The organism is Pontibacter cellulosilyticus, assembly GCF_014306105.1.
GTDB lineage: Bacteria > Bacteroidota > Bacteroidia > Cytophagales > Hymenobacteraceae > Pontibacter > Pontibacter cellulosilyticus.
On sequence record NZ_JACRVF010000005.1, the window covers coordinates 452,418 to 477,053 of the forward strand.

At 46.1% G+C, this 24,636-nt stretch carries 19 protein-coding genes; 11 read left to right on the forward strand and 8 right to left on the reverse strand.

The genetic code is table 11. The features are described 5' to 3' along the window. Window positions 1–512: 512 nt before the first annotated feature. A complete protein-coding gene (locus H8S84_RS17465) occupies window positions 513–815 on the reverse strand; it encodes a DUF2867 domain-containing protein (protein WP_187068649.1) in 303 nt (100 codons plus the stop codon). A 345-nt stretch (window positions 816–1,160) separates the two neighbouring features. On the opposite strand from H8S84_RS17465, the gene H8S84_RS17470 reads away from it, so the two are divergent. After that, window positions 1,161–4,451 (forward strand): WD40/YVTN/BNR-like repeat-containing protein, encoded by a 3,291-nt coding sequence (locus tag H8S84_RS17470; RefSeq protein WP_187068650.1) that lies wholly within the window; start codon window positions 1,161–1,163, stop codon window positions 4,449–4,451. 180 nt (window positions 4,452–4,631) lie between these two features. Here H8S84_RS17470 and H8S84_RS17475 read toward each other — a convergent pair whose 3' ends face one another. After that, a complete protein-coding gene (locus H8S84_RS17475) occupies window positions 4,632–5,159 on the reverse strand; it encodes a D-glycero-alpha-D-manno-heptose-1,7-bisphosphate 7-phosphatase (protein WP_187068651.1) in 528 nt (175 codons plus the stop codon). Window positions 5,160–5,315: 156 nt separating this feature from the next. Here H8S84_RS17475 and hemG point away from each other — a divergent pair, with 156 nt between their 5' ends. The 6 genes from hemG to H8S84_RS17505 all read left to right on the forward strand — a co-directional run bounded on the left by hemG (window position 5,316) and on the right by H8S84_RS17505 (window position 11,571). Continuing rightward, window positions 5,316–6,662, forward strand: a complete 1,347-nt coding sequence (hemG, locus tag H8S84_RS17480) for a protoporphyrinogen oxidase (protein WP_187068652.1) — start codon at window positions 5,316–5,318, stop codon at window positions 6,660–6,662. A gap of 17 nt (window positions 6,663–6,679) precedes the next feature. Then, window positions 6,680–7,420, forward strand: a complete 741-nt coding sequence (locus tag H8S84_RS17485) for a polyprenol monophosphomannose synthase (protein WP_187068653.1) — start codon at window positions 6,680–6,682, stop codon at window positions 7,418–7,420. Window positions 7,421–7,650: 230 nt separating this feature from the next. Next, window positions 7,651–8,616 (forward strand): TerC family protein, encoded by a 966-nt coding sequence (locus tag H8S84_RS17490; protein WP_187068654.1) that lies wholly within the window; start codon window positions 7,651–7,653, stop codon window positions 8,614–8,616. Between the two features lie 242 nt (window positions 8,617–8,858). After that, complete coding sequence (locus H8S84_RS17495) at window positions 8,859–9,962, forward strand: 3-deoxy-7-phosphoheptulonate synthase (RefSeq protein ID WP_187068655.1); 1,104 nt, start codon at window positions 8,859–8,861, stop codon at window positions 9,960–9,962. Window positions 9,963–10,087: 125 nt separating this feature from the next. Then, window positions 10,088–10,417, forward strand: a complete 330-nt coding sequence (locus H8S84_RS17500; RefSeq protein WP_187068656.1) for a DUF3817 domain-containing protein — start codon at window positions 10,088–10,090, stop codon at window positions 10,415–10,417. A gap of 287 nt (window positions 10,418–10,704) precedes the next feature. After that, entirely contained in the window at window positions 10,705–11,571 is an 867-nt protein-coding gene (locus tag H8S84_RS17505) for a hypothetical protein (protein WP_187068657.1), read from the forward strand. Between the two features lie 69 nt (window positions 11,572–11,640). On the opposite strand, the gene H8S84_RS17510 is transcribed toward H8S84_RS17505, so the two are convergent. From H8S84_RS17510 to metX, 3 genes are all read right to left on the reverse strand, one after another. Then, window positions 11,641–14,430, reverse strand: coding sequence for an outer membrane beta-barrel protein (locus tag H8S84_RS17510; RefSeq protein ID WP_187068658.1), 2,790 nt, complete (start codon window positions 14,428–14,430; stop codon window positions 11,641–11,643). Window positions 14,431–14,453: 23 nt separating this feature from the next. Then, entirely contained in the window at window positions 14,454–15,191 is a 738-nt protein-coding gene (locus H8S84_RS17515; protein WP_187068659.1) for a GLPGLI family protein, read from the reverse strand. Window positions 15,192–15,412: 221 nt separating this feature from the next. Beyond that, on the reverse strand, window positions 15,413–16,444 hold the full coding sequence (metX, locus tag H8S84_RS17520) for a homoserine O-acetyltransferase MetX (RefSeq protein WP_187068660.1): 1,032 nt from the start codon (window positions 16,442–16,444) through the stop codon (window positions 15,413–15,415). Window positions 16,445–16,497: 53 nt separating this feature from the next. On the opposite strand from metX, the gene H8S84_RS17525 reads away from it, so the two are divergent. Together H8S84_RS17525 and H8S84_RS17530 are read left to right on the forward strand one after the other, a co-directional pair. Further along, window positions 16,498–16,917: an OsmC family protein gene (locus tag H8S84_RS17525; RefSeq protein ID WP_187068661.1), complete on the forward strand. Its 420-nt coding sequence runs from the start codon at window positions 16,498–16,500 to the stop codon at window positions 16,915–16,917. Between the two features lie 74 nt (window positions 16,918–16,991). Beyond that, on the forward strand, window positions 16,992–18,161 hold the full coding sequence (locus H8S84_RS17530) for a trans-sulfuration enzyme family protein (protein ID WP_187068662.1): 1,170 nt from the start codon (window positions 16,992–16,994) through the stop codon (window positions 18,159–18,161). Between the two features lie 118 nt (window positions 18,162–18,279). On the opposite strand, the gene H8S84_RS17535 is transcribed toward H8S84_RS17530, so the two are convergent. Continuing rightward, a complete protein-coding gene (locus H8S84_RS17535) occupies window positions 18,280–19,326 on the reverse strand; it encodes a bile acid:sodium symporter family protein (protein WP_317175455.1) in 1,047 nt (348 codons plus the stop codon). 89 nt (window positions 19,327–19,415) lie between these two features. Beyond that, complete coding sequence (locus H8S84_RS17540; protein WP_187068663.1) at window positions 19,416–21,386, reverse strand: biosynthetic peptidoglycan transglycosylase; 1,971 nt, start codon at window positions 21,384–21,386, stop codon at window positions 19,416–19,418. 356 nt (window positions 21,387–21,742) lie between these two features. Between H8S84_RS17540 and purB the strand changes: the two genes are divergently transcribed. Together purB and H8S84_RS17550 are read left to right on the forward strand one after the other, a co-directional pair. After that, the gene (purB, locus tag H8S84_RS17545) at window positions 21,743–23,095 is read left to right on the forward strand and encodes an adenylosuccinate lyase (protein ID WP_187068664.1); all 1,353 of its coding nucleotides are present in this window, start codon (window positions 21,743–21,745) and stop codon (window positions 23,093–23,095) included. A gap of 231 nt (window positions 23,096–23,326) precedes the next feature. Then, window positions 23,327–23,788, forward strand: coding sequence for a DoxX family protein (locus H8S84_RS17550; protein ID WP_187068665.1), 462 nt, complete (start codon window positions 23,327–23,329; stop codon window positions 23,786–23,788). Here H8S84_RS17550 and H8S84_RS17555 read toward each other — a convergent pair. Next, complete coding sequence (locus tag H8S84_RS17555; protein ID WP_187068666.1) at window positions 23,785–24,579, reverse strand: NmrA family NAD(P)-binding protein; 795 nt, start codon at window positions 24,577–24,579, stop codon at window positions 23,785–23,787. The two genes, H8S84_RS17550 and H8S84_RS17555, sit on opposite strands and share 4 nt — an antisense overlap. Window positions 24,580–24,636 lie beyond the last annotated feature (57 nt).

The window sequence follows — 24,636 nt, forward strand, 5'->3', positions numbered from 1 at the left end:
CTTTATGTTTAGCGCTTGGTATGGCGTCTTGCAAAACGTATTGCCCAGCCTACAACTATGCAAAAGTTGAGCAAGCAACAAAAACCACAGTAACTGCTAAAGTTGCTACAGACACCCGAGCAAACGGCTAAGTATAAGCCACTGCTTTAAAATATTAAAACCGGCTCTTGGGCCGGTTTTTTTGTTTTGTTAAGTTTATCAACAATTTGCGTATAGCAGCTATACGAGATTAGCGGGTCGTTTTTTTTCAGCTTCTATTTGTCGTATCACTCTTTTTAGCATCGTCGCAACAATGTGTTTATGTAATGGACGAACAGGCAAAAATAGAGCTATCCAAAAACGTTGTTGTATTTTACTGTTGTCGTTATTGTTAAAGTCTTTCCTCCAGATTGGTCGTGCTGCTAATCAAGCAATAGTGAAAACCTAAAGCTCAGGTGTTTGTCGTCTTCGCCTGAAATGACTTCATTTTCGGTTCTTTCATACAATTTAAAAAGTCCAAGTTGTTCTCCTGGCTAACATTTGAAGCTGTCGAGTTGTTGCTGTCTTTCAGCCATCCCGTCCGGTGTTTTTAGTCCTAAAAATCCCACTACCTTATTTCTCAGAGTAAATAAGACATTCACCCATTTTGGTGGGCTCGTAAAGAACATTTTCACGATTTTATCTACATCAATCGATTGTTCTTTGTCTATAAATGAACTTTGATAATAATCAACGTAGTCAAAGGTGCTGCCATACTTTTTCAAAATTGAACTCTCAGGCATTTCTGTTTTCATAACCATTTCTACAACTCTCTCGTGTTTATCGGCTTCTTGCACTTGTTCAATATTGCTGGGGTATCAGATACAATACCTACTAATATGAGTACCTACTTCTACAATCTGTATTATCTATATGATTGATAAGCTAATTTTGATTTACCAAGTCTACTAATAAAATACTAAACTTAATTGTCAATACAGTCTTATCGACCGAAGAACACAGATTCTATTTACAAGCCAATCCTAAAATACAATACCTAATCTGCACAAGTATAAGTATCCTACTCCTTTTCCAGAGAATCAACTCTTCGATAGATCAAAATTTTGTTCATTCATTGAACACTATATCAAAACTTAATTACATTTACTTATACAAATCAACCTAAACTAACCTTACTTTATATGTACAAAAAATTACCCCATCTTCTCCTGGCTGCCATGCTAGGTATGGCGGGGGCACAGGCGCAGGAGTTACCTACGGCTGTGTTCAAGCAGATGAAAGCCCGTAGCATCGGGCCTGCCGTGATGAGCGGCCGTATCACCGCCATTGACGCCGTGGTCAGCAACCCCGATGTTATGTATGTAGGTGCCGCATCCGGCGGTGTCTGGAAAAGCGAGAACGGAGGCGTTTCCTGGGACCCGATCTTCGATAGCCAGCCTAACATCAACATTGGTTCTATTGCCATCCAGCAGAGCAACCCAAGCGTGCTATGGGTGGGCACCGGCGAGGGCAACCCGCGTAACTCCGTTAACATAGGTAATGGCATCTACAAAAGTATAGATGGCGGCCGCACATGGCAGCACATGGGCCTCGACAAAACATTCAACATCCACCGTATCCTCATCGACCCGACCAATCCGGATGTAGTATATGCCGGAGCAATCGGTATGCCTTTTGGTGAGCACAAGGAAAGAGGTGTGTTTAAAACAACTGATGGCGGTAAAACTTGGGAGCAGGTGCTTTATACCAACGAGAAATCGGGTGTAGCCGACATGGTGATGGACCCTACCAACCCGAACAAGCTCGTGGTAGCCATGTGGCAGCACCGCCGCACAGCCTGGGACTTTACTTCGGGCGGAGCCGGTTCCGGTTTATATATTACCTACGATGGAGGCAAAAGCTGGAAGAAGAAAACCGAAGCAGACGGTTTGCCTAAAGGAGACTTCGGCCGCATCGGTATTGCCATGAGCCGCAGCATGCCAAGCCGTATTTATGCTTTGGTAGAAGCAAGTAAAAACGGCCTGTACCGCTCCGACGATGGTGGAGAGAAATGGACCAAGGTAACTGATGATGCTTCTATCGTGACAAACCGTCCATTCTACTTCAACGAGATTTTTGTAGATCCGAAAAACGAGAACCGCGTGTACATGATTTATCAGCCTATTGCCGTTAGCGAAGACGCTGGCAAATCTTTCAAGGTGATTGCCGATCTGTCTAAAGTGCACGCCGACCACCACGCTTTCTGGATACACCCGGAAAACCCGAACCTAATTATAGATGGCAATGACGGTGGAGTGGCCATTAGCCGCGATAGAGGCAAAACTTGGACATTTCCCGAAACAATCCCGATCGGGCAGTTCTACCACATCAACGTTGATAACGAAGTACCTTACAACATCTACGGCGGCTTGCAGGACAATGGCTCCTGGACCGGTCCGGCTTATACCTTCGCACAAGGAGGCATCCGCAACTATGATTGGCAGGTGGTGCTCTACGGCGATGGTTTTGATGTGATGCCTGATCCGGAAGATGCCCGCTATGGCTATGCGATGTCGCAGGGTGGTAATTTGGCCCGCTTTGATAAAGAAACAGGCCGTACGCAGTTCCTGAAGCCCACTATAGCTGACTATAAAACAAAGCTGCGCTTTAACTGGAATGCCGCCATTGCCCAGGATCCGTTTAACAAAGGCACCATCTACTACGGTAGCCAATTCGTGCACAAGTCTAACGACAAGGGTATGACATGGGAAACGATCTCTCCAGACCTCACACTCAACAACCCTGAACAGCAAAAGCAGGATGAAAGCGGCGGTTTAACATTGGATGTAACCAGCGCCGAAAACCATAATACTATCCTTACCATTGCTCCAAGTACACTACAGCAGGGTGTAATTTGGGTTGGTACCGATGACGGCAACGTGCAGTTAACCCGCGATGGAGGCAAGACCTGGACCAATGTGAACGGCCGTATACCTGGCTTGCCAAAAGAGGCTTGGATTCCGCAGATAACTGCATCCCGCCATAATGCCGGTGAGGCCTTTGTGGTAGCCAACCACTATCGTGCGGGCTCTGATCTGGCGCCATACATTTACCGCACCACCGACTATGGCAAAAGCTGGGTACGCCTGGTAGATGAGAAAAAAGTAAAAGGCTATGCCCTCAGCTTTTTGCAGGACCCTACTGAACCAAACCTAATGTTTGCCGGTACAGAGCACGGCCTTTGGGTAAGTATAAACGCAGGTAAATCATGGACGCAATGGGACCAAGGTATACCGGCCACACCTGTGATGGACCTTGCCCTGCAGGAACGCGAGGCTGACTTAGTCGTTGGCACTTTTGGCCGCTCCATTTTTGTGTTAGATAATATTCGTCCGCTTCGTAAGCTGGCCGCTACAGGTGGCAAAGCGTTAGAGCAGCCGCTTGTAGCCTTTGAGGCATCTGATGCCTATCTGGTTAACTACCGCAACCCAGCTGGTTACATGAATGACACTGATAACCTGTACCAAGCTGAGAATCGCCGCTCTGGTGTCAACCTGACGTATTACATCCAGCCGAAAAAGAAGTCTGCTGATGTAGCTCCTACATCTTCTAAGCCTGCTAAAAAGCAACAGAAGAAAAAGACGGTGAATAAGGAAACAGGCGATCAAATGGCAACAACTCTCCCGGCTACGTCTGCAGTAGAGACTAAAAAAACAGTTAAAACTGATACAGTATATGTGCGCATTTACAACGAGGCGAATCAGCACATCCGTACGTTGCAGCAGGTGCCGGATAGCACCCTTGGCGTACAGCGCATGACCTGGAACCTGACCGAGAAGGGACTGCGCCAGCCGGGCAGCAATAAGCCTAAGAAAACAGATGCGGAGCCGTCCGGAAGCCAGGTACTGCCGGGCCGTTATAAGCTGGTGTTCCAGTATGCAGGTGCTAAAGATTCGACTTTCATTAACGTAAATCCAGACCCGCGCATACCTTTCAACAAAGAGGTGCTTATGGCCCGTCGTGACCTTCAGGATAGATTGAACCAAAACATCAGCCAACTAACTGAAGCAACCGATCGCCTTCAGGAGGCAAATGCTGCAACAGAATTAATGATGGCTCAGCTGAAGGATAAAAACGGAAAAGAGTTCGCAGATCTGCGCAAGGCCACCAAAGCGGTACAGGATTCTCTTAAAACTATAAGAGAAGATATTGTAGGCAAAAAGATGGAGAAGCAAGGTTACGGACGTCCATACCAACTGACGGTGGTGTCGAAGCTACGTGAAGCTAGCTCCTACGTAAACGGCCGCTCAGATGCTCCAACACAAACAGAAGCCCAGTTGGTAGCCCAGGCAGATGTAATGACGCGGGAGGCTTTAGCTAAAGTAAACCAGTTTTTCACTACACAATGGGCTGAGTACCGCCGGAAAGTAGAGGCTACTCCTATTATGGTAGTTAAAGCTTATTCAGAAATAAATCCGACGAGCAGTAACTAGTGTAAAGTTTTTAAATAAATAACAGGGCGCCGTGCAAATACTTGCATGGCGCCCTTTTGCTTTCAGGAATTAAGTCTTAAGCAATGTTATCACTTGAAGAAGCTAATTATCAACTCCTGCTAAAGGGCAGCATGTATAATCAAAACTGGCAGCTTAACAAAGAGAGGTGAAGCAAGAAAGCTATTCAACATTCACTTCAGCAAGTATAAGCCGGGCCGCCTCTAGCAGGTCCTTCACCTGGTACTCATGTGTACCCTTCTCATACTTATCCCCCACAAGTATAGAGCGTACTCCTACTTTGTCAGCGGCATGCAGGTCCCGTTCCGAGTCGCCTATCATCCAGCTTTGGGCGGGGTCAATATTATACTTAGCCATGGCTCGCTCCAGCATTAAACTATCGGGCTTGCGCGAAAGCGACTCAGAAAAGTTTGGGTGGCCGGGAGCATAGTAAATGGCATCTATCAAAGAGCCGGTGCAGTCCTGCAGTTTGTTGTGGCAGGCTAGCACATCTTCTTTTTTGTACAATTCTTTGGCAATGCCAGCTTGGTTTGTAACCACGATAAGCAGGTATCCGTTATCCTTCAGCAGGCGCAGCGCCTCAGGCACGCCTGCAAGCACTTCAAAATCATCCAATTTATAGGTGTACTCTCCGCGTTCTCTGTTTAGTACTCCGTCACGGTCCAGGAAAACGCATTTCTGCTGCTGCATGCTTATAATAATATGATTGATGTGCTAAAATTAGAATTTCTTCGTTTCAAATACATCAAAAAAATTAACTGAATATAGGCAACAGATAATCGCGAAAGCTAGTCTAATACTATTAGACCAAAGCCAAGAGGGTTACGTTTGTTGGGAATTATGCGTATGAGAGTTGCTATAATTGGAGCAGGCATATCAGGATTGGCTTTAGCTTACTATCTCCAGAAGTTAGGAGTTGCCTATGATCTTTTTGAGGCGGGTTCACAAGTTGGCGGTGTGATGCGCACAGTTAAAACCAGTGGTTATATTCTTGAGCTAGGGCCTAACTCTTTGCAGACCTCCACTGAGCTTAGAGAACTCATTAGGGAATTAAAACTGGAGCACGAACTGCTGCCAGCTGCCCCGCTCGACCACCAGCGTTATGTGCTACGCGACGGCGACTATCACCAATTACCCACCTCTCCGTTCTCGCTGCTGTCTAACAACTTCTTCTCCTGGAAAACAAAATACCGCATACTTCAGGAAAAGAACGTGCCACCCGCCGATATTGATTACGAAACCATTTCGCAATTTTTTGAGCGCAGGTTCGGTAAAGGCGTAGTGGAGTATGGTGTTAATCCGCTTGTGAACGGTCTGTATGCCGGCGACCCAAACCAGTTGCTTGTACATAAGGCCATGCCGCAGCTAAAGGCAATGGAGAAAAAGTATGGCTCGGTGCTGCGTGGTTTAGTACACCACAAGGATTCTTACTCCAGGCAAGAGGTATTCAGCTTTGCGGAGGGCATGAGCACGCTACCTAATGCCATCGCCGAAAAACTGGTATCAGTGCATACAGAGCACCGCGTAGAAATGATTACCCGTGCCCATGGTAAGTATGTTATTTCCTGCGCCTCCTCCGGCGATTACGACACCGAGGAGTATGATATACTGGTACTGGCCTTACCAGCCTACCAAGCTGCCGACCTGCTACACTTTACATTCCCGGGTATGGCGGCTGCACTGCAAAACATCAACTATCCGCCTATGGCTATGGTATACACCGTATATAATCGCCACGATGTAGGCCACCACCTCAAAGGCTTTGGAGCGCTGCACCCTAAAGCTGAAGGTACATTCGCCTCCGGATCCATCTGGACTAGCTCTGTGTTCGACGGACGCTGCCGCCCCCATGAAGTAATGTTTACTACATTTGTAGGAGGTAGCCAGTATGCACCCAATGCAATGGTAGAACGCTCTTTGCAGATGCGAAAAGTACACGAGGAACTACGCAGGCTTTACGACATAACGGCAGATAAACCCATTTTTCAGTACGCACATCTCTGGGAGCACTCCATTCCGCAATACGATCTGTACATAGAAGATGCCCACGACATAGCCAAAACATTGGAGCAGGACGGGCTCTTTATTGCTGCTAATTGGCAGGCAGGGGTATCGGTGCCAAACTGTATAAAACATTCGAAAGAACTCGCTCACAAAATTAATTTAAAGAGGCCCTTATTCGTGAATAGCTGATTGCCTATATTTGCGTAATGAAAGACGCGCTGGTTATCATCCCAACCTACAACGAGCGGGAGAACATAGAGGCAATGGTTAGGAAAGTAATGTCTTTGAGCCATCCTTTTGATCTTTTGATCATAGACGACGGTTCTCCTGACGGTACTGCCGACATTGTGCGCGACTTACAACTAGAGTACCCCGGCCGGCTGCAACTGGAAACCCGCAAAGGTAAACTTGGCCTGGGCACTGCATACATCCACGGCTTTAAATACGCCCTGCGCCACAAATACGAGTACATCTTCGAGATGGACTGCGATTTTTCTCACAACCCTGAAGATCTGATACGCCTGTACAATGCCTGCGCCGTAGAGGGTTATGATGTAGCCATCGGAAGCCGTTATGTGCAAGGGGTAAATGTGGTTAACTGGCCTATGAGCCGTGTGCTGATGTCATACTTCGCCAGCTCCTATGTTCGCCTGATAACCGGTATGCCCATCCACGATACCACAGCCGGGTTTAAGTGTTACCGTCAGAAAGTGCTCAAAACCATACAACTTAATAAAATCCGATTTGTGGGCTATGCCTTCCAGATAGAGATGAAGTTTCTGGCTTACAAATATGGCTTTAAGATAAAGGAAGTGCCGATTATTTTTACCGACCGCACCAAAGGCGAATCTAAAATGTCGAGCGGCATTTTTAAGGAGGCGGTGTTGGGAGTACTAAAGATGAAGGTAAGCAGCATTTTCCGCCATTTTGATAGGTACGAAGTATAAAGCTTGTAATTTCATGAATAACCACAAGCGGCTTACAAAAGTATCTTTGAGTGTTAATATAGTGTATGAAGGCATTACAGGTACAGTCTTTGTCTGGTGCAGACGGCATTTCGTCTCATTCAGCAATCATTCTGTCGCCAATGTATACAACAAGCTAGCTTTTAGCTTAAATTTGTTTGTTAGGGTGCAGTTATGCCCTGGCTTCAATCCCCGCTGTGCGGTCTTTTACTATGAATGAAATCTTCTTCTGGATCATATTTAATGTTTTCGTGCTACTGTTGCTGGGCCTCGACCTGTTCGTTTTCCACCGCAAAGAGCATGAGGTAAAAATAAAGGAGGCGCTGCTTACCAGTTTGTTCTGGATTCTGCTGGCACTGGGCTTTAACGTAGTGATCTATTTCTGGAAAGGACAGGATTCTGCACTTGAGTTCCTGACGGGTTACCTGATCGAGAAGTCTCTGAGTGTAGACAATCTCTTTGTCTTCATTCTGATCTTCAATTATTTTAAAGTACCGCTAAAGTATCAACACAATTTGCTGTTCTGGGGAGTGCTGGGGGCACTTGTGCTTAGAGCCATATTTATAGTTGTTGGTGTAGCCCTGATAGCCAAGTTCCATTTTATTATTTACATACTTGGCGCTTTCTTGGTTTATACCGGTATTAAGATGGCCTTTACCAAAGACCAGGACATAGACCCGGAGCACAACCCATTGGTAAACTGGGTTAGCAAGCACATGCGCGTTACCAAAGCAGCTGTAGGCGGAAAATTCTTCGTTAAGCAGAATGGTAAGCTGTTCGCCACGCCGCTATTTCTGGTACTGGTTATGATCGAGAGTACCGATGTGGTATTTGCTGCCGACTCTATACCGGCCATACTTGCCATCTCAAAAGACCCCTTCATTGTTTATACTTCCAACGTGTTTGCGTTGCTTGGGCTGCGGGCTTTATACTTTGCCTTGGCGGGTATCATGCAGCTCTTCCATTACCTGCACTACGGCTTATCCCTTATACTTACCTTTATTGGAGTTAAACTACTGATAAGTGATATTTACCACCTGGATATGCGCATTGCTTTAATGGTAGTAGGAGGCATTCTGGCTGTATCTGTGATTGCTTCGCTGCTGTTCCCGAAACCGAAAGAAGAGCTGCCGGAGCTACCACTTGAAAGCGAAAAGCAGGACAAAACTGTAAAATAGTGTTTCATTAATTTGCTTTTGTAAGTTTTTATAATTTTAATTGTAGTTCAAAGACGAAAAATATGTATCTATCTTATTGCATTATGTTTGCCAATTCAGTGAAGGTTCCTCGTGTGGGGCTCCTGTGGTAACATATTGTGCATAATAGAAAAAGTACACAACCATACCAAAGGGGCCCTGCAAACGCGGGGCCCTTTTTGTTTTACCAAGTCTCTAAACGGAAGAGCAAAAATTAATATGCCATGAGAGCAAGTACAACCACCATCGAGTTAACATCTAAGAGCAGCTTTCGCCAGGCGAACGGGCAGCTTGTGTTAATTGCTGGGCCATGCAGTGCCGAAACTGAAGAACAAATGCTGAACACAGCCATGCAGCTGAAAAATGTGAACGGCATTTCGGTCTTTAAGGCAGGTATCTGGAAATCGCGCACAAGGCCTAATAGCTTTGAGGGTGTGGGTACTATAGGCTTAGGGTGGCTGCAAAAAGTAAAACAGGAAACCGGGCTGAAAACTGCCTGCGATGTAGTGAACGCACAGCAGGCACAGGAGGCGCTGCAGCACGGTATAGATATACTCTGCATTAGCGGACGCGCTACTGTAAACCCGTTTGCCGTACAGGAGCTGGCAGAGGTGCTAAGAGGTACAGACGTGCCGGTACTGGTGAACAACCCTGTTTACACTGACCTGCGCTTGTGGCTAGGTGCGCTGGAACGCCTGCACCAGGCAGGTATAACGGATCTGGGAGCTATACACCGTGGCTTTGCCATCGACGAACAACACCCTTACCGTAACCACCCAAAGTGGGAGCACATGCTGGAGCTAAAGAGCCTGCTGCCAGAGTTGCCTATACTTTGCGATACCAGCCACATTGCCGGCAAGCGCAGCCTGCTGTACCCTGTAAGCCAGCGTGCAGTAGAATTAGGCGCTGACGGAATGCTGTTTGAATCCCATGTAAACCCTGCCGAGGCCCTAAGTAGCCAACAGCAACAACTGATGCCACAAGAACTGGATCTGTTAATAAATGCCGTTGTAACAAAGGTTAAATTAGCGGAAACAACAGAAATGGTAGATGAGCTTGATAAACTCAGCCAGCAGATCGGCTCTCTGGATGATGAGCTGATGGAACTACTGTTACGCCGAACAGCTGTCACAAAAAAACTGGGCAGCCAGGGCGGCCTAAGCAGTGTGCCGTTACAGCAAGCAGGTAAATGGCAGCAACAACTGGAAAGCCTTCTGCAGCAGAACCAGCTGCCGGGCCTGAATACCGAATTGGTTCAGACTGTGGCTAATGCCCTGCAGCAGCATGACCTGACACCACAATCCGATTTAGGTAAATCTGTAGCTTAACAGGATATGCGGCGCTCTTTTGTATAAGGCGCCGCTTTTATTTTGCATCTTGCCTTAATGCAGGGCACATTTTCTACCTTTGCGCTGTTAAAACCAAAGAATCACAAAACTTTTTATACCTTTTTATGAAAACCCCTATCTCACGCTTTCGCCTCGTAGGCTTTTATGAAGGTCTGTCGTTCCTGTTGCTTTTGGGTATTGCTATGCCGGTAAAGTACATTTTAGGTTATCCGGAACTAGTAAAGTATGTTGGCTGGGCACATGGTGTATTATTTATACTTTATATGTATGCGTTGCTGCAGGTTGCTTTAGTGCATAAATGGTCAGTGGGTAAGATTGCCCTTGCAGCAGTAGCCTCTCTTTTGCCTTTCGGCCCCTTTATACTAGATAAAAAGCTATTACAGAACGAAGAAATCAGCAAAGAGCAAGCACAAAAAGCGAAGCAGACCGTTTAGTCTATCTGTAGAAAGAACAATTTAGGAAGCCTCTCTAGCTAAATGCTAGAGAGGCTTTTTTTATACTTCAATGTTCCAACAATTAAAATATTTATATTTTTTTATATTAAATCACAACTATTCATATATACTTTCGTTAAGGCATATCAAATAATATAATTATTCTAACAAGCATTCTAAGCATCTATTTTCCAATTATACTATTAATAGTTCCAAAGCCTGCATTAAAACAATTGCAGGCTGCAATTACATGTAATTACATTATTTAACCCTTAACAAAATTTTATATGAAAATTAAAAGATTATTACCAGTTTCATTGGTACTTGCCCTGTGCATCTTCTCATCATGTTCAAAAGATACAGATGAGATCAACCCAAGTCTGGACAACACAATATCTGCAGATGCAAAGCCACAAAACCCCGGACCAACGCAGGCTACACTTTCAATTTCATTTAATCCTAACCCTGTTTATGTGAATGAGAATGCAGTAGTTACTGCTACCATTGCTCCTAAACCCGGAGAGGGAGAACTATGGCTACAAAAGGGAGTTGACGATATGGGCAACCATACTACTGCCGCTCTCGCCGTAGACTGGGTAACAGTTGCAAAAACAGATGTGTCTACCTCAGACAATGCCTCTTATAATTTCATATCGACTACTGCAGGTATGTATGGCTTTAGAGCTAAGTATGTACCTAAAGGTGGTAGTGGCGTCTTGGCAAAAGATGTAACAAGTGATATTCAGGTTATCCGGAACTGTACTGGCATAACATTGAACGGCGCCATTATTTCTTCATCTAATGTCGGTAAAATGTATACTTTCACAGTGGCTTATACAGTTGATTCATGCATGGACCTATATGGGGCTAAGCTACAAGGTGGCTTAACCTCTTTCACATCAAACGTATCAACAAACCAAGATAGTGGTAATAACGCCTCCATGAAAATGTTAGGTAATTCAAACTACATTATAACTTGGCTGGTGGGTGATATAACAAATGGCTTCCAAAACAAATATTATGTAACATTCTCTAAAGAGTTAAAAGATGCGGGTGAACATAACATTCTCGACACCTGGTCTATAGAGGGTCAAGATGTTAATACAAATCCTGTGAAGGTAGAATTTGCTCCAATTAACTTTACTGTTCAATAAGCAAAATAATTATAAAAGCAAAAGGGGCTGCTCCATTAAGAGCAGCCCCTTTTGCTTTATGATTCTTATCTATCTGAAAATCCGTATAGACCCTCCCTGTGAATTCCCCATTGGGTTCAGGTGCTTGTTGATGTTGTAAGTAAAGCTAAGCATGTAGTACTGGCCCAGCGAGTTCAGCGTTTCGCGCTCTATATAAAGTGCGTTGGCTGTCTGGTTGATACCAGTGTCCCTATCAAGAAGGTTGGTAGCAGTAAGCTTCAACTCACCGGCATTGTTTTTCAAGAACTGCCTCGATACCGACACGTTCAGCAACGGAATAGCCTGGTTAAAATTGGTAGCATTGTTGTCGTACACCAGGTAATCAAAAGTAGCATTGATGTTGTAATGCTTTAAGAAGTGGTAATTTGCATCGGCTGCGTAAGTTTTGTTCAGGAAGAACTGATCGTTCTGATTGCTGTCTTCATACTTTGTACGCTGTGCTGTCAGGTCTGCTCTCACACTAAAGTTCAGATCATCTTTTTGGTAAGAGTAGCGAATATTACCTGTGGCACTTCTTACATTCACGTCGTTCTCCACATCGTTTAAAACACTTATCGTGTTCTGGTCGCGTAAATTGGCTCCAAAGTGCAGCCTGCTATTCAGCTTTTTGATCGGGTAAGTATAATTGGCGAAAGCAGATACCATCGTGTTGTAGTCCACGTTTACCGGCCTTGTTGTTCTGATGGAATTCTCATCTATACTTTGAGCTGAAACAATTGCGTTGGTGGTATGCATAACGCTTACCATACCGAAGAAACTGCGCAGTGTACCGGCATCAAAGCTGTTGTAGTTTAACCTTAGCTGATGCATGTATGACGGAATCAGGTTCTCGTTGCCAATGTAGATGTTAAGCGGATTACTGATATCCGCCACAGGTTGTAACTGGCGTATACTTGGCTCCTGCACCATCGTCTCATAGTTAAAGTTCAGGCGGCGGTTGTTGGCAAAGTCGTAGTTAAAGCGGGCTGTTGGTAAAATGTTGTAGAAGTCGCGGTTAATATCCTGCTTCTTATCTGTGTTTCGTAGCCATACTTCGCCGTTCAGGTCGCTTTGCTGTAGGCTTGTGCCAAGTGTTAGGTTATACTTCAGGCGGTTAAGCTTATAATTCACTCCCAGTCTGTGGTACAAGTATAAACTCTCGTACATGTTGCTCAGGTCGGCATTTAAAATACTGTTGCTGCCTTCAAGGTCATATACTTCGCGGTTAGATTCGCTCAGGTTAGCGCGATATGTGTAATTCGACTCCAAGTATTGCCTGTTACCCAGCGGCTCAGTGTGCGAAACGCCTATGTTCAAATTTCTGGTGTCGCTTTCCTGTTCGTTGTGCTGCCTTATTTGCCGGCTCTGGCCGTTGGCAAAGGTCACATCACTGTTATAAGCACCATCCGTATCATTTTGATTTGCAGACACATCAGCGTTAACAGACATAAACCTGCCTGCTTTTGCAAAACGATGACGGAAAAGTATACTTGAATTCAAGCCGAAGATGTCTCCATCTGAGTTAGAGCGTGTATTACTGGCATTAAGTATTTGGCCATTTGTACCGAAGTTGTTGATCAGGCTGTTTAGGTTTTGGCTGATCTCGTTATAGCTCAGGCTGCCCGTTACTTTTACAGAGTTAAGTGAATCCAACTTATAGTCCAGACTAAAAGTACCGCGGTGGTTCAGGTTGCCTCCATCCTGTGTGGTGCGCTCGGTAGTACGTGGGTTGCCGGCATTAAGCAGGTTGTCGCGTTCTACATCTTTAATTATGTTCTGATTCAGGTTATTGAAAAAATAACTACCGTTTGCCTCTGTTTTCTTATTCAACTGATTATTGAAGTTCAGACCGCCCGCCTGTGTGTTCATTAAACCATTCATGCGACCACCCATGTTCAAAGGCACTCCGTTACCGGCGGTTCCGTTACTGTTGCTTATTATAATCATTCCACCACCCATTCTGGACATGCCGCCATTAAAGTTGGTGTACTCATCAAACCCAAACCCTTGGCTATTCACGTTATTGGCCATCCCTAAAAAGGAAAGCTGCTGGCCTTTTTTAAAGCGGTTTATACTTGCCCTGGCCTGGTAACGTTCGTCTGTACCAACACCGGCCATTACATTACCAAAAGCACTGTTACGTTTTTCTTCTTTCAGCTGCAGGTTTATCGTTTTCTCGCGCTGCCCATCGTCTATGCCAGAGAAAGTAGCTTGGTCAGATTTTTTATCGAATACCTGCACTTTGTCAATGGCATCGGCAGGCAGGTTTTTCGTAGCCATTTTGGGGTCGCGCCCAAAAAACTCTTTGCCGTCTACAGTTACGCGGTTCACTCTTTCACCCTGCATCGACACGTTACCTTCAGCATCTACCTCTACGCCTGGCAGCTTCTTCAGTAGCTCTTCTACAGCTGCATTGGGCTGTGTTTTAAAGGAGCCGGCATTAAACTCTATGGTATCTTTTTTAATTACCACCGGGCTTTTCTCTCCCTGCACCAGCACCTCTTTAAGTTGGTTGCTCTGCGGTTGCAACTTAACGGTACCCATATCCAACACCGTTGCTCCCTCCGGGAAAACAATCTTCTGGAAGTATGGATCAAAGCCCAGAAAAGATACCTTAAAGAGGTAATCTCCTTTACTTACACCTTTGATCTCGAAAGCACCCTGTACATCGGTAGCGCCAAAGTTAACCAGCGAGGAGTCTTTTGCCTGCAGCACCAGTACCGTGGCAGATGGCAGCGCTACGCTTGTATTATCCAGCACACGTCCCTTTACGGCGTATTTCTGCGCAAAGGAAACGTGGCTGATAAGCAGGAATAGTAGTATAGGTAGTAGCTTCTTCATAGTTTTATTTTTAGGAAGTTTCCTTAGTTTCTGATGATGAAGTTGTTTCCGTTGCCGCACTGCTTCATCTGCTCCTCCACCATGGCCTGATACTGCTGGTTAGTTACCTTCTCTCCTTTTGTTGGCTCTACCAGATCGTTCTTCTTTAGTGGCTTAAAATCAACTTTAGTGGCTCTGGTAACACGTAGGCCGTTATCAAAGTCAATTTCTAGTACAGCACCCGGTAACGAAGTGAAGTTATCAGGACCCAGGTTCGGGCGCAGTTTATCTGTGTACCAGGCCACAGTGGTCTTGCCTGACTTCTCATCTGTGTAAAAAGCCTGCTTACAAGTATAGCCTTGTATGGTTTTGGTCTCGTCGCCAAACTTCCATGGCATAATGCTAAGCGAATCTTGTGTGATGTAGGTTTTACCCATAAACTCACGCAGTAACACGCGCTTGTCCTGTGAAGTGTTAATGTAAGTCTGATTCTGTGGTGTTCTTACCATTACAAACTGGCCGCTACCTCCGCTTGCCGCAGCCATATCGTCCTGCTCGTCGATCAAAGGCTTGTACAACGATTCCGCTGCATTAAATGTGAGGATGTTGCGGACTGTCCTGTACTCGGGGATCATGTCCTTCATCTGTGCACGCTCCGCCGGAATGTTGCGGTGCATGTTCAGTTTGGTTTCATATGTGATAGCCCCCTGTTCCTGAGCAAATGTGAACTGCGATACCAGCATCAGTACCAGCGTTCCTACAATTGTAAGTGTGCTTTTCATAACCTTTCTTTTTTTGTGTAAATGTAGCACACTAACACACTGTTTATAGTTAAGATCTGTTAAGGAGAAGTTAAAGAAAAGTTAAAGTTTAAGGGAGGTCACTTTGCGTGCGTATTTGCGCCCTTTGTGGTAAAGAATAACCGCCACGAACGCTAAGAAGACACTAAGGGCTCAAAGACAGAATCACATTTGTGCCTGGTATTTAGAAGAATAATACTGGGTTATTCCATCTCTAACCAGGGCACCAGGTGGGCCGAGATTCTTTCTGACTCTATTAAAAAGCCATCGTGGCCGTAGGAGGAGCCAATCTCCACATAAGTAGCGTTTGGCATGTGACGGCTGATAAACACCTGCTCCTGCACCGGGCAAAGTATATCGCTGCTGATGCCAATGATAAGGGTGCGCTGCTTTATTTGTCGTAGCACTTGTTCTATACTTCTGCCGCGTCCTCTGCTTAGGTTATGACTATCCATAGCCTTGGTGAGGAGCCAGTAAGTATAGGCATTAAAGCGGTTCACCAGCTTATCGCCTTGGTATCGGATATACGATTCTGCCCTGTAGTTATCTGTTTTCTCCGTGTCAGGATCACTTTGCCGTTCTACCATTATCTCGTAGTTGCGGTAGGTAAGCATGCCGATGGCGCGTGCTGCTTTTAGACCTGCACTACCGGCTGTGGCTGATTTGTCTTGCCAGCTGCTGTCTGCCTCTATCGCCAAACGCTGCGACGTATGAATGGAAATCCCCCAGGCACTCTCCGCCGCCGAGGTGGCCAGCAGAAACAGGTTTTCGATAATTTCGCTCTCCATCACGCACCACTCCAGCGCCTGGTATCCTCCAATACTGCCGCCTACCATCAGGTGAATTTTCTCAAGCTGCAGGTGCTGCCGCAACAGAATATGGGCATTTACCATATCGCGGATGGTAACAGCCGGAAACTGGCTAAAGTATGGCTCCTGAGTAACCGGGTTTATACTTAAGGGGCCTGTGGTGCCGTAGCAGGAACCAAGTATGTTCGCACAAACGATAAAGTACTTCTCAGGGTCCAGCGCCAGCCCCTCTCCTACCAGACCGTTCCACCAGTCGGCTGCATCTGCGTTGGCAGTAAGGGCATGGCAGATCCAGACTACGTTATCCTTGGCGGCATTTAAGGTACCATACGTGTGGTAGGCAATGGTAAGTGCCGGCAATACTTCGCCGCTCTCCAACCGAAAAGGCTCATTGTAGGTAAAATAGCTGGTATCTGTACTTTTCATTTGTATGCAAAGTAAGTACATGTTTTATTTACATCCACAACAAACACAACAGAATGGAAGCAATAGAGCTAAAAAGAGTAAACGGTGAGTACGGTTTTGAAGCCAAAGACGCACAGGGAAATATAGCGCGGTTAGATAATAGTTTGGACTCCGGTGGTCAGAACTTTGGTGTACGTCCTATGCTGTCGCTGCTAATTGCCTTGGGAGCCTGCAGCGGCATTGATGTAATCTCGATCTTAAAGAAACAGCGCCAGGACCTGCAAGGCTACAGCATGAAAATTGAGGGCGAACGGGAAAAACAGCAGGACTTTTCGCTCTGGAAAACCGTGCACGTTACCTTTAACCTGAGCGGAAACATCGATCCCGACAAAGCAACAAGAGCTTGTGAGCTATCAGTAGAGAAATATTGCTCGGTAGCCGAAACCCTTCGCCGCGCCGGCTGCACCATTACCTGGGAAGTAAACGTGTCTTAAGTATAAGTATAAAGTATAGCTGAGTTGTTGCTCTTGTAGACTTATGCTCATCTACCCACTTCACAAAGTATAACATGGCACTAGACCCGATAACTCAGGCAATACGCATCCAGACCGAGCGCACTAGCCAAATGGAGCACTCCACTCCCTTGTTCTTGACAAGCAGTTTCACGTTTGAGGATGCAGAGAATATGCGTGCTGCCTTTGCCGACGAGACTGATGATAACATCTATAGCCGCTTTAGCAACCCCAATGTGCAGGAGTTTGTAGACAAGATGTGTGCGCTTGAGGGTGCAGAAGCAGGTTTTGCTACGGCATCGGGAATGAGTGCGGTGTTTGCCAGCTTTATGGCATTGCTAAAGAGCGGAGATCATTTGCTGGTCTGTAACTCCATCTTCGGCAGCACCCACACGGTCATAACCAAATACCTGCCCCGCTACGGCATCACCTATACTTATGTAAGCGTTGATAAACCCGAAGAGTGGGAAGCCGCGATCCAGCCAAACACCAAAATGATCTACCTGGAAACACCTACCAATCCGGGCCTGGACATCATCGATCTTGCCTTTGTTGGGGAGCTGGCGCAGAAGCATAACCTTATACTTAACGTCGATAATTGCTTTGCCACGCCTGTAAACCAGAAACCACTGGAGTTTGGCGCGCATCTATCTGTACACTCCGCTACAAAATGGATCGACGGCCAGGGGAGAGTGATGGGTGGTGTGGTAGTAGGTAAAAAAGAGCTGATTAAGGAGATCTACCTGTTTTGCAGAAGTACAGGCCCGGCTATGTCGCCGTTCAATGCCTGGGTGCTGAGTAAAAGCCTCGAAACGCTGGATGTGCGTATGGAGCGGCATGCATCCAATGCACTGGCAGTAGCAAAGGCCCTGGAAAACTACCCTGCCATAAGCTGGCTAAAATACCCATACTTACCAAGCCACCCGCAGTACGACATAGCCAGAAAGCAGATGAAAAACGGCGGCGGCATTGTGTGCTTTGAGTTGAAAGGCGGATTGGAAAGTGGCCGGGCTTTTCTGGACAACCTGCAGATGCTCTCACTTACGGCTAACTTAGGCGACACCAGAAGTATAGCCTCACACCCTGCCAGCACCACACACGCTAAGCTCACGGAAGAAGAAAGATTGGCAGTGAACATTACCCCCGGTCTAATAAGAATTTCTGTTGGGCTGGAGAAGGCAGAAGATATACTTGGCGACATTACGCAGGCTTTGGGCAAGCTGTAGAGCAGAGTATAAATCTTTTGTTTTGCGAGTTTAGAAGAGAACGCTGAAGTGAAGCCTGTTCATGGTAACTCAGGTGTTGCAGCTCTTAACGCATCTTAAGTGCAGCTGTAACAACATCCTAACTAGCAACTTGCATCCCTGACTTCTCCCCTTCTTTTCTGGCCATTCGTTGGGAGATAATACTAGCAATCAGCAACTGCAGTGCGTGGTAGATCATGATGGGGAGAAGTATAATGCCTACCATGTTGGCATCCGGGAAGAGCACTTTAGACATAACAGTGCCATGCACCAGCGATTTTTTGGAGCCGCAGAAAATGGCAGTTATCCTGTCTTCGCGGTTAAAGCCAAACAGCCTGCTAAGTATATATATAAGTCCGTAAACCAGGAAGAACAGCCCGACCATAGTGGCACCAAGTATAAACAAAGTGCCTATACTATAGCCACTGAACATATCGCGTGCAAACGACTCGCAGAAGGAAGTATAAACGATAAGTAGGATAATGATCTGATCGAAGACGCGCATCTTGCTTTTGTTCTTCTCGGCAAAATTACCCCAGTAGCGATGCAGCACAATACCAAGTATAACCGGCAACAGTACCTGCAGCACCAGCTTGCCCATGATGCTCCAAATATCAAAACCCTCGCTGCTGGCCTCCAGAAACAACCCCATCCAGAGTGGTGTGATAAAAATACCAATCAGGCTGGAGATGCTGGCGTTGAAAATAGCCGCCGGAATGTTACCCCCAGCAATAGATACCATCACCACCGAAGAGGAAACAGTTGACGGGAGAGCCGCCAGGTAAAAAGTGCCCAGCCACAAGAGCTCATTCTTACTGCCCTCAAAAAAAGTATGGGAAGGCAGCATCAGCAGCGGGAAAAGTATAAATGTGCACAGCTGCACCACTATGTGCAAGCGCCAGCTGCTCAGGCCAACTTTTAGCTTTTCGGGGCTCAGGCGCAAACCATAGAAAAAGAAAATGACGGAAACGCCATAACCGGCAATCTCCCCCAGTGATATCGGCTCTCTATCTACTCCCAACTGTGGCCACAGGTATGCCAGAACAATTACACCGATCAGCGCCAGCAAAAACCAATCGAGGCCAAAGCGGGATGCTTTACCTCGTGGAATAAGGGCGGGGGCTTTGGGTGCAGGATGTTCGTTGATGCTCACTTAAGCAAAAGTATAGCAAAGCAGGTTAAAAAGCATCGGCCCCGAAGTATAATTCCGGGGCCGATGAAGAATAGTTAATGCTTTTAAAAGTCAAGCAGATCAATTGTTTCCAATTCGTACTCTGTGGTATCCTCTTCTACTGCATCCGGCGCTGTTACAATCAGGTCGCGGGCACGGCCGTAGAGTTTTACATTAGGATACAGGTTGTCATACTCCTCCTGCGATATCAGCCCTCGCCGGCGCATTATGCCACCTATCAGGCGGTAATAATAGCCTTTGTGGCTGCGCAGGTTACCATAACTATCGAAAGACGAACGGTAGCGCTTCGGGCTCGGGATAATACTGGTCAGGAAGATCGCCTCATTCAGGTTAAGCTCCGAAGGCTCTTTTCCAAAGTAAAACCTCGAGGCATCTTTGGCACCATATACATCCGGTCCCCACTCAATAATGTTCAGGTATACTTCGAACATGCGGCTCTTCGGCACCAAATTTTGGTTCTCGATCAGCCACACAATGATAGCCTCTTCCACTTTTCGGCCCACTGTCTTCTTCCGCGACAGAAACACGTTTTTTACTAATTGCATAGAGATGGTACTACCACCACGGGCAAACTCACCCTCTTCAATATTTTTAATGATAGCCTGCCGGAATGCCTCTTCATGAAAGCCCTTGTGGCTGTAATACCCTGCATCCTCGGCGGTAAGTATGGCATTGCGCAGATGAGGCGATATCTGGCTAATTGGAGTATAAAATGGGTTAGACGGGCCAACGTTGAATGTACGAACAGGCTTGCCATACTCATACACCGTGTGCACAAACGAACCGTTTATCTTCTCAAGATTGGTATACCCCCACTGCACTACCTTAAAGTCTTTGGAAGCATCCAGATCAGAGTTGAAAGTCAGATAGTCCAGGCTATCCATGTTCAGGTGGAAGTTCATTTTATACTTCAGTTCCCCTTGTGCCTTTATGCCGTCTAGGTTCTCGAATAAACCGGCAGGCAATGAATTGAAGAAGTTATTCGCTTTCACCCAGTCGGTCTTCACCTGCAGGTCATATATTTTAGTTGGTTTGCTCTCGTAGGCAGCATAAATATTGGCCTTCGCTTCGTTTACCCTAACCTCGGTGGCGCTGTCTATCACAAACAGATCCTCGCCAAGCGTTACCACATAATCTATTGCACTTTCATTTACAACAATATCCTCGTCGTTCAGCTTGGCGTGGTTTACTACCAGGTTATCAACCATGGCACGGCCCTTTACCGTCAGCTTCTCGTTTTTGTACCTTTTGTTGTTTAGGCTCAGGTGCAGCGTGTCAAAGGCAACCTCACCCTCATACTTTCTTTTAACGTATGGCAAGCGAATACCCTTTTTATCAAAGGCATATAAGCTGGCAGATATGTTATAGTCTCCGGGATCTATTGTGCCACGCACCCGCATGTTATTCTCGATAGAATCAGCAAGTATAGATACCTGCGACTCAATGTACCCATCATCCATGCGCAGGTAAGGCATACGCACATCAATAAACCTGTTCGGCGATTTATAGGATGCGTTCAGGTTCGTGAAATCTACCTGGTCTGGCACGTTATCAAAGGCCGTCTCGATCACTCTATTTAATAGGTAGCCGTAGTTCCGACCTTTGGTGGTATCAACAGGTTCTTCGGGCTCGTCTTTTTTAAACAGAAACGCAAAATTGGTAACATCACCGTTTTTTCGAGCAGTGAGGTAACCATCCCGTACCTCCAGGCGCTTAAAAACAATACGGCCTTTAAAAATAGAGCGGAAGCTTACCGTGGCGTAAACACTGTCGGTGGTAAAGAGCGTGTCGAGGTTGTGCGGCACAAACGAGATGTCGTTCAGTACAACTGAATTCCAATCCACAAACTCCGCATTGCCAATGTTCAGGTCGGCTGGGTACTTGTTCTCAACTTTCGTGATTACACGCTCAATCGTATACTGTAAAACTCGGCTTCGGAAGATGAACAGCACTACTACTAAAACCAGCAAAAAGGCTAGTACGCTGCCTCCCCAAATGAGTATTTTCTTTTTCAATCGTCGGTCCAAAATATTCAGGTGCGAATTAACTAATAAGATTTGTATCTAAAAAAATGCGTCTACAATAATAATTACACAATAAACACCTATACGTAACTATATATTGTACTTGTTATGTATTTGCATCATACGGTTGTTTGTTGCTTTGGATTGCCAGATACATCGTTTCTACGCAATCATTGTGCCAGCCCACGCCTCACAACCACAACAAACACCACATTACCAATAACTTATACTTTGGCTTAAGCGTTTCATCTGTCCTTAATAAAAGTAGAATTGAGTAAAACAACTCCACGGCTTTATTGGCTTACTTTGGCAAAGCTGTTTATCTTTGCCTGATAACTTTCGCTATCATGAACCTGACAACACTTACTGCCATTTCGCCGGTGGACGGACGCTACCGCCGCAACACATCTGAGCTTGCCGGTTATTTTTCTGAGTTTGGCCTGATCCGTTACCGTGTGCTTGTAGAAGTAGAGTACTTTATTGCGCTTTGCGAGTTGCCGCTGCCGCAGCTGCAAAATGTAGACAAGAGCCTTTACCCCGCCCTGCGCGATATCTACAACAAATTTTCGGAGGCAGATGCGCTGGAGATAAAGGACACGGAGAAAATCACGAACCACGACGTAAAGGCAGTAGAGTATTTTATAAAAAACAGGTTTGATGCTCTTAACTTAAGCGAGTACAAAGAGTTTATTCACTTCGGCTTAACCTCGCAGGATATAAACAACACGGCTATTCCGCTGTCGATGCGTGAGGCCGATGAGCGTGTACTGCAGCCGGCCTACCAACAGCTGCACCAGCGCCTGAGTGAACTGGCCCAGGACTGGAGAGAAGTGCCTATGCTGGCACATACGCACGGACAGCCTGCTTCCCCTACCCGACTAGGCAAAGAGTTTATGGTGTTTGCAGAGCGCCTCGAAGCCCAGATGGACCTATTGCGCCAGGTGCCTTTCTCGGCTAAGTTTGGCGGGGCCACAGGCAACTTTAATGCACACCACATTGCTTACCCAAGTATAAACTGGCCGACGTTCGGCAACCGTTTTGTGCAGGAGTCACTAGGGCTTAAGCGCAGCCAATATACTACTCAAATTGAACACTACGATAACCTGGCTGCATACTTCGACGGTTTAAAGCGCCTTAACACCATCCTGCTCGACTTCTCCAGAGACATCTGGCAGTACATTTCTATGGGTTACTTTAAGCAGAAAATAAAAGCCGGTGAAGTAGGCTCGTCGGCTATGCCACACAAGGTTAACCCAATCGACTTTGAGAATGCAGAAGGAAACTTGGGTATAGCCAATGCTATTTTAGAGCACCTGTCTGCAAAACTGCCTATATCACGTCTGCAGCGCGACCTAACCGACTCTACAGTACTGCGGAATGTAGGTGTGCCGTTAGCTCATATTATCATTGCTCTTAAATCCCTGGAGCGCGGAATTGGTAAGCTGGAATTAAACCACGCGGCCCTTAACAAGCACCTCGAAGATAACTGGGCAGTTGTAGCAGAAGGTATACAGACAGTTTTACGCCGCGAAGGCTATCCGCAGCCATATGAGGCTCTGAAAGAGCTTACACGTAAAAACGAGAAAATGACGGAGCAGTCCATCCACAGCTTTATTGATTCATTGGATGTGAGCAACGATGTTAAACAGGAACTGAAGCAGATCACGCCATTCAATTACACCGGTGTAGATATGCTATAACAAGTATAAAGTATAAACAGAAGGCCCCTGCAGTTAATGCTGTAGGGGCCTTCTGTTTATATTGATATGATGTCCTTCTGTCGCTCTATTTATTCTCTCTGCAATAATTAAAGTATATCGCTCAGTGTAGAAATATCGGTCTAAGGTATATTTATTTCTTTGTTTATCGTTCTATACCTATGGTGAGATTTGCCTGTACGTATGGTAAATAAGACAATAAAACACCGGTAGATGAACGAAGATAAATACTTGCCCTATGCTAGTTTGCTTATGCGGTTGGCGCTGGCATTTACGCTGCTTTCGGCAGTGGCCGATCGCTTCGGATTTTGGGGTAGCCCCGGTGAAAAAAATGTTGCCTGGGGAGACTGGTTCAGGTTTGTGGAGCATATCCATACATTACTGCCCTTTGCAACCAGAGGCGCTGCAGACAAGTTGGCTGTAGTTATCACATTTTTTCAGGTGAGTTTTGCCTTGATGCTTTTGTTTGGCATTAAAATACGTTGGGCGGCTATCGGCACAGGTTTTCTTTTTCTTGCTTTCGCCTTAGCCATGACCTTTGCTTACAGTGTAAAAACACCTCTCGACAGCTCTGTATTTATTGGTATGGCCGCCGGTTTCCTGCTGGCCTGTATACCAATTTACAGATGGACACCGAACGGCATCAAGAAGAAGACAGTTTATCGACCTTACTAAACCAATTCCGTAGCCTGCGGTACAAAATCGTGCTCTAGAAAGTACTCCAGTGTAAAACGTGCTTCTGCTAATTTCGAGGTGTTTGTGTCAGTTCGAGGTTCTACTTCAAAGTCTCCTTCGTTGAAAGGTCTGAAGAAATGTTCATTCTCCGAAGTATACGGCAACTGCTTATACTTCTCGCCAGCGGCCTCGGCAAGCTCTGCCATACTATAATCGCGCGGGCCAAGCAGCACTCGAACCCTTTTACCGGTAAACTGTGGCTGCAGCAGGTGGCTGGCAGCTACACTGGCCACTTCGTAAGACGAGATGTAAGGCAACAACAGATCAGGAGTGTAAGGTGTGTGCAGGCCCCAGTTCAGGTTCTCAAAAAAATTGGCACAGCGAAGGTGGAGAATATGAACACCCGGCAACATATTCAGCTCCTGCTCCATAGCAACCAGCCTGGTAGGAGCACTAGCTTTTTTAACAATGCTGTTGCTGATATTTACAATATGAGTCACTCCGCTGCCTTGCAAAAGTTTGCCTAGTTTTGTAGCTGTGGCTGCCGGATAAACTAAATGCTTGTCGGGTATCGTCAAGAAAAGATGGGATGCGCCAGAGATAGCCTCTTCTAGAAAAGCATCATCACCAAAATCACCTTCTAACACTGTGGCTTTGCCTTCAAATTGCTCTAAGCGTGTTCGGCTGCGGCCTGCAACAGCCACATTGGCGCCAGACAGAAGCAGCTCATTGGCTACCTTGCCTCCAATGTTGCCTCCTGCTCCCAGCACAAGTGTGTATTTCTCTTTCATAGGTTTATTTTGTAGCTAATGGAAATTAGGATACAAAGTAAACCAAACATATTTATA

Coding starts and splice junctions, on each gene's coding strand:
- H8S84_RS17470 (WP_187068650.1), top strand. CDS start 1,161: ATGTACAAAAAATTACCCCATCTTCTCCTGGCTGCCATGCTAGGTATG.
- H8S84_RS17475 (WP_187068651.1), bottom strand. CDS start 5,159: ATGCAGCAGCAGAAATGCGTTTTCCTGGACCGTGACGGAGTACTAAAC.
- hemG (WP_187068652.1), top strand. CDS start 5,316: ATGAGAGTTGCTATAATTGGAGCAGGCATATCAGGATTGGCTTTAGCT.
- H8S84_RS17485 (WP_187068653.1), top strand. CDS start 6,680: ATGAAAGACGCGCTGGTTATCATCCCAACCTACAACGAGCGGGAGAAC.
- H8S84_RS17490 (WP_187068654.1), top strand. CDS start 7,651: ATGAATGAAATCTTCTTCTGGATCATATTTAATGTTTTCGTGCTACTG.
- H8S84_RS17495 (WP_187068655.1), top strand. CDS start 8,859: ATGAGAGCAAGTACAACCACCATCGAGTTAACATCTAAGAGCAGCTTT.
- H8S84_RS17500 (WP_187068656.1), top strand. CDS start 10,088: ATGAAAACCCCTATCTCACGCTTTCGCCTCGTAGGCTTTTATGAAGGT.
- H8S84_RS17505 (WP_187068657.1), top strand. CDS start 10,705: ATGAAAATTAAAAGATTATTACCAGTTTCATTGGTACTTGCCCTGTGC.
- H8S84_RS17510 (WP_187068658.1), bottom strand. CDS start 14,430: ATGAAGAAGCTACTACCTATACTACTATTCCTGCTTATCAGCCACGTT.
- H8S84_RS17515 (WP_187068659.1), bottom strand. CDS start 15,191: ATGAAAAGCACACTTACAATTGTAGGAACGCTGGTACTGATGCTGGTA.
- metX (WP_187068660.1), bottom strand. CDS start 16,444: ATGAAAAGTACAGATACCAGCTATTTTACCTACAATGAGCCTTTTCGG.
- H8S84_RS17525 (WP_187068661.1), top strand. CDS start 16,498: ATGGAAGCAATAGAGCTAAAAAGAGTAAACGGTGAGTACGGTTTTGAA.
- H8S84_RS17530 (WP_187068662.1), top strand. CDS start 16,992: ATGGCACTAGACCCGATAACTCAGGCAATACGCATCCAGACCGAGCGC.
- purB (WP_187068664.1), top strand. CDS start 21,743: ATGAACCTGACAACACTTACTGCCATTTCGCCGGTGGACGGACGCTAC.
- H8S84_RS17550 (WP_187068665.1), top strand. CDS start 23,327: ATGAACGAAGATAAATACTTGCCCTATGCTAGTTTGCTTATGCGGTTG.
- H8S84_RS17555 (WP_187068666.1), bottom strand. CDS start 24,579: ATGAAAGAGAAATACACACTTGTGCTGGGAGCAGGAGGCAACATTGGA.